The following is a 4,302-nucleotide window of genomic DNA, read 5'->3' on the forward strand; positions in this document are numbered from 1 at the left end:
AACATCGGAAGCGCGAAGCGATGACGCTCGCCCTGTAAGGGCGCTACGTACTCAGCCATCCAGGAAAAAAGGATCGGAGAAATAGCGGCCGATTATCTGCGTACTCATCCTGAAATACTGATCCAGATGAGTGAAAAACTTCAGCAGGAACAGGAGGAGAAACAAACCCGGGGACTGACATCTGCTGCGCTGGCGCAGCAAGCGAAAATACTGGGTGATAACACTATCCCGTCCTGGGGACCTGCGGACGGGGATGTGATGGTGGTTGAATTCTTCGATTACCAGTGTATCTGGTGCAGCCGGTTTGCCCCCGAGCTGGAGAAAGTCATTAAGAACAATCGTAAGGTCCGCTACTTCTTTATGGAATGGCCTGTGTTCGGCAGCCGGTGGTCAGCGTCGCTGCTGGCGGCGAAAACAGGCCTGCAGGTCTGGAAAGAACAAGGGGCTGAGGCCTATCATAAATACCATAATGACCTCTACGGGACAGGACTGAATGAAGGGAAACTGACGAAGGGCGATATTGAAAAGACATCAGGGGGGATTGCCGGCAGATGCATGACCTTATTGACCTGGCGTGCCGGCTGGTCTCCCGGGGATGCCTTTATGCGCCAGCATTGATACTGACGGGCGCCGGTCTTCTTGCCTGGGGATTTCCGCAGGATGGCATCCGTCTGGTGACCGCCCTGCGAACTATGCCCGCAGCAGAGCTTGTGCAACTGGCCGGCATTGTCCTTCACTACGTGCTGCTGATTTCCGCCATATCGGTACTAATTTCTGACGTTGTGGCCGGTCAGGGGTTGCCGAACCGATACCGGCGCGCGTTGCTGGACCGGTTGCCGGCAGATGCCTGGCGCATCAGAAGAGGGACTGAGCGATGAGCGGGCTGTGCAGCAGATTTATCAGGAATGAACTGGCCGCAGCGGGAGACCCGGTATGGCAAAAATATTAATGATGACGGGCACCATTGTCATCTTACTGGGTCTGTTGGGTTTTCTGGTGTTGCTTGTGAAGGGACGAGCAGCAGGGAAGACCTCCCCGGTTCTGCAGGCACTGAAAGCGGCGGGTATTCGCACCACAGAGGCGGAACAGCGACTGTGTCGTCAACGGGTTTGGGTGGGTAATGACATGCTGATGACGCCGCGGGAACAGCATTTTTACCGGGCATTGCTGAAGCACACCGACCGGAAACGGTGGTTGCTGTGCCCGCAGGTGCGGGTGGCGGATATCGCCAGCCTGGCACCCCATATCCGACCTCGCTCCCGGACCTAGTGGCAACTGTTCCGGATGGCTTCGCAGTGGCACTGCGATGTGGTCGTGGTCGATATTAGGACCTTTGCCATTGTGGCCGCTGTCGAACTGGATGATGCCTTGCACCTGAAAAAACATCGGGTACGCCGGGATATTCTGCTGGAAGAGGTACTTAGGCAGGCCGGCATTCCGCTGCTGCGGGATCGGGACTCAGAGAAACTGGTCAGGTGCGTGAGGGAATTTCTGAAGCACCGTGAGAGTGACACCGATATAACACCACTGAACACCGTCAGGAGTGAAAGCGTATGAATATTGTGAAGAGAACGCCCCGTAAAACCCCGGTCAGCCGGTGGTGGTTGCCCGGACTGCTCAGTCTGGCGCTATGCGCGCCAGTGCCGGCAATTTGCGCTTCTGCCATCGAGACCGGTTTTTCCCCGGAAGGAACGGCACTGCAGCTGGTCCTGAAGACCATTGATTCGGCGCAGCAGAAAACCGCCTGATGGGATACGCCTTCACGTCTCCGGAGGTGGCCAGCGCCCTTGTCAGGGCAAAGCGTCGGAGTGTGGATGTGAAAGTTGTAGTCGACTGGAAGGCAAACTCAGAGGAGAACAATAAAGCCAGTCGTGCGGCAATGAATCTGCTGGTCAATGCCGGCATCCTCGTGCGCACGGTAAGCCAGTTCAAAATCATGCATGACAAGGTCATCATCACAGACGGTCGTAATGTGGAAACCGGGTCGTTCAACTACACTCGCGCTGCCGCGCGCAATAACTCAGAAAACGTCCTAGTCATCCGTGATAACCCGGCGTTAGAAGAGACTTATCTTCAGCACTGGCAGTCTCGCTGGGAGATGGGAACTGGCTGGGAGCTTGCATACTAAGCCATAGTTTCTGCCATTTGAATGGTAGCTCTCGCGCCAACGAAAGCTATCGTTATATAACAAAAAATAACATAGCCTCTCGCGGGTTTTCAGCGCCTGTAGTACTCTTTCCTCAATATGATCCATTGAGTAGGCAGAAATGTCACAGGTCGTAAACGCAGTTACTTCCTCATCTAAACGTCCCTACAGAAAGGGTAATCCTGTTTCTGCGGCTGAACGTCAGCAGAAAGCTGTTGCACGAAAGAAAGCGACGCACAAAGAGGTGAGAGTATTTGTGCGGGATACGCTTAAAAATCAGCTTCAAATCATGTGTGAGAATGAAGGAATAACTCAGGCTGAAATGATTGAAAGACTTATCGAAATGGAATCCGCGAAGCTTGGAATAGACGTAACGACGTTACATTCTTGATCAAGCAGACGTTGAGTGCTAGATTACTGATCGTTTAGAGATTCTTGGCTGGCCACGCCGTAAGGTGGCAGGAAACTGGTTCTGTCGATTCTGTCGAAAGGATTTTTCCGGAATCAGCAAGCAAAAAACCCGATAATCTTTCCAAGTTTGGCGACTCTAGAAGATTACCGGGTCTCTTAACTAAACTGCATAGAAGCTGTTGCTCTATGCAGGGAGTATAGATTCATGCTCAGAAAAGTTCAATACCTTCTGTGCTCACTCTTTCCGCGCAACATAAGCGCAGGATACGGTGACTAACCAGAATTCAGAAAACACATTTCATTATGTTCAGGTTAAAAATGCCGAACCGCGTTTTATAGAGCGGGAAGGAAAAAAAACACTGCCGTTTTGTCGTAAGTTGATGGCCAAAGCCGAAGGCTTTACCTCCAATTTTGATTTTTCAATCCATGTTGCCTTTGCCCGCTCTCTGGGTAAGCGCCGGCGCATGCCTCCTTTACTGCGTCGACGTGCGATTGACGCGCTTCTGCAGGCAATGTGCTTCCATTATGATCCGCTGGCCAATCGCGTGCAGCGCTCGATTACCAATATGGCCATCGAGTGCGGACTGGCCACGGAATCCAACAGTGAAAACCTGTCTATTTCGCGGGCGACCCGTGCGCTGCGATTTATGTCTGAGCTGGGCCTGATCACCTATACAACGGAATATGACCCGCAGATTGGCTGCAATATCCCTACGGACATGACGTTTACGCCGGCTCTTTTCCAGGCGCTCGATGTGTCAGATGTGGCTGTCGTGGCCGCTCGCCGTAGTCGCGTGGAGTGGAAAACAAACAACGCAAAAAACAAAGTTTGCCGCAGCTGGGAATGGATGAACTGATCGCCAAATCTTGGCGCTTTGTACGCGAGCGTTTTCGTAGCTACCAGGCAGAACATAAATCTCATGGCCAGAAGCGGGCGACCGCCCGACGGGATGCTTCACGCCAGCACAAGGACATCGAGACCGTGTTCGTCAACAGTTGACGCGTGAATATGCCGCCGGCCGCTTCAGTGGTGATCATGAAGCGCTGAAGCGTGAGGTTGCGCGCCGGGTGACTGAACGGATGTTGATGTCCCGGGGCAATAACTATACCCGCCTGGCGCCGTACCCCGACCCTATATAACCCTCCTGTTTTTGTTATCCGGCTGGCGCCGGAGACTTTCGCTCGTCCGTCTCCCGGACGTGGCTGATTTCTGCCCACTTTTGTGATGGCCGCACCGGCCAGCGTCAAATGAACTTGCATCGAGGATGAAATTTCCTGTTCAAGTCGCACCTGAGAGAGGCGGATTTTACTTATACACATTTAAGTGTAAGGGAACTATTCATAAGGCTCCTGTAGATATCCTTTCAGGCTGCTTGTCGTAGAGGGTTACAGACCGCATGGTTCCCTTTAAATACCTGCTCTGTACTTCATTTAAAGATCTAAATCTCTTTCGTCTCAGGGACAACCTGTTCGTCGCCTGTCCTGTGGACAGTCTCAATGAGGCCTTCGCTAACAGCGGTCGCAAGCGTCCGCGCCGCTCAGATCCAGAAGTACCTCCCGCCGACAAGCGGCGGGCATATAACCAGTGAGCGCATTAGTTACATCATTCAAATAATTCCTTTTAAAAAAACTGCCGCAGTTCTGCTACCTCGAGCCCCTCCCCACCACGGGAAAGCGGGGGCCCCCCCCCCCCCCGGGGGGGGGGGGGGGGGGGGGGGGGGGGGGGGGGGGGGGGGGGGGGGGGG

At 53.6% G+C, this 4,302-nt stretch carries 3 protein-coding genes and 4 pseudogenes; all 7 read left to right on the top strand.

From position 1 onward, the window contains the following. The first annotated feature begins 96 nt into the window (after positions 1-96). The 7 genes and pseudogenes from IAE27_RS29000 to repA all read left to right on the top strand — a co-directional run bounded on the left by IAE27_RS29000 (position 97) and on the right by repA (position 3,697). A complete protein-coding gene (locus tag IAE27_RS29000; protein ID WP_227685344.1) occupies positions 97-618 on the top strand; it encodes a thioredoxin domain-containing protein in 522 nt (173 codons plus the stop codon). Next, positions 579-878: pseudogene (locus IAE27_RS29955) on the top strand (hypothetical protein); the annotation flags it as partial. The gene IAE27_RS29000 and the pseudogene IAE27_RS29955, both read left to right, overlap by 40 nt. 55 nt (positions 879-933) lie before the next feature. After that, positions 934-1,557 (top strand): annotated as a pseudogene (locus IAE27_RS29005) (DUF2726 domain-containing protein). After that, positions 1,554-2,128 (top strand): annotated as a pseudogene (locus IAE27_RS29015) (phospholipase D family protein). The pseudogenes IAE27_RS29005 and IAE27_RS29015 overlap by 4 nt, the downstream one beginning before the upstream one ends. 139 nt (positions 2,129-2,267) lie before the next feature. Continuing rightward, positions 2,268-2,537: a replication regulatory protein RepA gene (locus tag IAE27_RS29020; protein WP_200093397.1), complete on the top strand. Its 270-nt coding sequence runs from the start codon at positions 2,268-2,270 to the stop codon at positions 2,535-2,537. 225 nt (positions 2,538-2,762) lie between these two features. After that, complete coding sequence (gene tap / locus IAE27_RS30050; RefSeq protein WP_200093398.1) at positions 2,763-2,834, top strand: RepA leader peptide Tap; 72 nt, start codon at positions 2,763-2,765, stop codon at positions 2,832-2,834. Next, positions 2,827-3,697: pseudogene (gene repA / locus IAE27_RS29030) on the top strand (incFII family plasmid replication initiator RepA). Before tap ends, repA begins: the two are co-directional and overlap by 8 nt. The last annotated feature ends 605 nt before the right edge of the window (positions 3,698-4,302 follow it).

The organism is Klebsiella sp. S69 (genome assembly GCF_016516145.1).
GTDB lineage: Bacteria > Pseudomonadota > Gammaproteobacteria > Enterobacterales > Enterobacteriaceae > Klebsiella > Klebsiella oxytoca.